Below are 2,097 nucleotides of genomic sequence, written 5' to 3' on the forward strand. Positions count from 1 at the left end.
ATTCGTCTTCGGTGTTTCGTCCCGCGAGCTCGAGCAACACGTACATTTTTCGACATGATCTCCAACACCATCCCGTCGTTGCGGCAGAGCAGATCGACTGCATACGCCACCCCGACCGGGCTGCGGGCAACGGCGGTTCGTGGTCGATTCCCGGCCCGATACGGCAGCATGGACCCCATGCAGGCCAACTCAGAGTTCAAGCCGGAGTTCTTAAAGATCAACCCGCTCTTCGCCCGCCCGGGAGAGGACAGCGTTGTCCCACGCTATGTCCTCTGCGCGGACCCGATGGAGCCGGAGACGGCGTACCAGATCATCCACGACGAGATCATGCTCGATGGCAATGCCCGGCTGAACCTCGCGACCTTCGTGGGCACCTGGATGGATGATCACGCCGGCCGGCTCTACACGGAGGCCTTTGACAAGAACGTCGTCGACAAGGACGAATACCCCCAGACCGCGGCGATCGAGGAGTATTGCTGGCGGATGATCGCGGGCCTCTGGCATGCGCCTGAGCCGATGGACACGATCGGCACGTCGACGATCGGATCCTCGGAGGCGTGCATGCTCGGCGGACTGGCCCTGAAACGACGCTGGCAGCAGGCCAGGCGGGCGGCCGGGAAGCCGACCGGGCAGCCGAACCTCGTGATGAGTTCCGCGGTGCAGGTGTGCTGGGAGAAGTTCTGCAACTACTGGGACGTCGAGGCGCGCTTCGTGCCCATCAGCGAGGAGCATCCGAGCCTCGACGGCCACAACCTCGAAAGCTATGTCGATGAGAACACGATCGGCGTCGTCGCGATCATGGGCGTGACTTACACCGGGGTCTACGAGCCGGTCGCGGCGATCGCCGCAGCCCTCGACGAGGTCCAGGAACGCACCGGACTGGACATTCCGATCCATGTCGACGCGGCATCCGGGGGCATGATCGCGCCCTTCCTGCAGCCGGAACTGGCCTGGGACTTCCGGTTGGAACGGGTGCATTCGATCAACACATCCGCGCACAAGTACGGTCTCGTATACCCCGGCCTGGGCTGGATCGTCTGGCGTTCGAAGGACCTGCTGCCGGAGGACCTGGTCTTCCACGTCAGCTACCTCGGCGGGAGCATGCCCACGTTCGCTCTCAACTTCTCCCGTCCCGGCGCGCAGGTGCTCCTGCAGTATTACCTCTTCCTCCGGCTCGGGTTCGAGGGATACCGTGCCGTGCAGCAGGTGTCCCAGGACGTGGCACGATTCCTTGCGCGCGGCATCGAGAAGATCGGCGCCTTCACCCTGTGGAATGACGGTTCCGATATCCCGGTGTTCGCGTGGCGGCTCACCCCCGGCCACACCCGGAATTGGAACCTGTTCCACCTCTCGGACCGGCTGCGTTCCCATGGTTGGCTCGTTCCCGCCTACCGGATGCCCGACGACCTGTCCGAGATGACGGTGCAACGCATCGTTGTGCGCAACGGGCTCAGCATGGACCTGGCCGCACGCCTGCTCACCGTCATCGAGCAGGAGACGGCCTACCTCGACAGGCTCGAGGGGCCGATGCCGGTCGAAGGGCAGCAACCCGGATTCACGCACTGACACCCGCGGCGGCCATCCGCACAGCAGATTCCCCGTAGGTTCGGTTGGGCGCCGCGATGCCAAATGCAGCCATGAAGGAGACCCGGTCACGACAGGCGTGGTGGCGGCGTCGACCATAAGGGGGGATCGCGGAGGGGAAGCACTGAACGAGAACTGAACCGCACTCCTAGAGTGAGGGATTCTCTGGCAGGCGCCGGTAGACAGTGTGGTGAGAAGCCTCGCTCAGCCAAACACCCGGCAGCCTGCGGCCGGCGGTGTCGATTGGGTTGACGAGGACCGTTGGAACGTGGCCGTGCTGGTCACGTTTGACCACGACAACAAAAGTTTGGCCCAAAACATCGTCCGTCCGGAGAGTCACGGCCGTCCACATTGTTGACATCGGGTTTCCCTCAGCGTAATAGGTCTTGTCGAGTGTAGAAGTTCGGTGTGCCTCCTCACAGCAGTTCGCGAGGTCGGACGTGGACAGAGGTTAGTCAATGCATGCGTTGCCCGCGAAGTGTTGGGGCGCTCCGGACGGTCAGCGGGACGGTC

At 63.5% G+C, this 2,097-nt stretch carries 1 protein-coding gene; it reads left to right on the forward strand.

What is annotated here, in order from left to right:
• The first annotated feature begins 168 nt into the window (after positions 1-168).
• Positions 169-1,566, forward strand: coding sequence for a glutamate decarboxylase (locus QN345_RS18340; protein WP_322137292.1), 1,398 nt, complete (start codon positions 169-171; stop codon positions 1,564-1,566).
• Positions 1,567-2,097 lie beyond the last annotated feature (531 nt).

It is taken from the genome of Cryobacterium sp. 10I1, from assembly GCF_035019805.1.
GTDB classification, from domain to species: domain Bacteria; phylum Actinomycetota; class Actinomycetes; order Actinomycetales; family Microbacteriaceae; genus Cryobacterium; species Cryobacterium glucosi.

What these genes read in the sequence shown, in the direction of transcription:
- QN345_RS18340 (WP_322137292.1), top strand. Translation starts at nt 169, where the DNA reads ATGGACCCCATGCAGGCCAACTCAGAGTTCAAGCCGGAGTTCTTAAAG.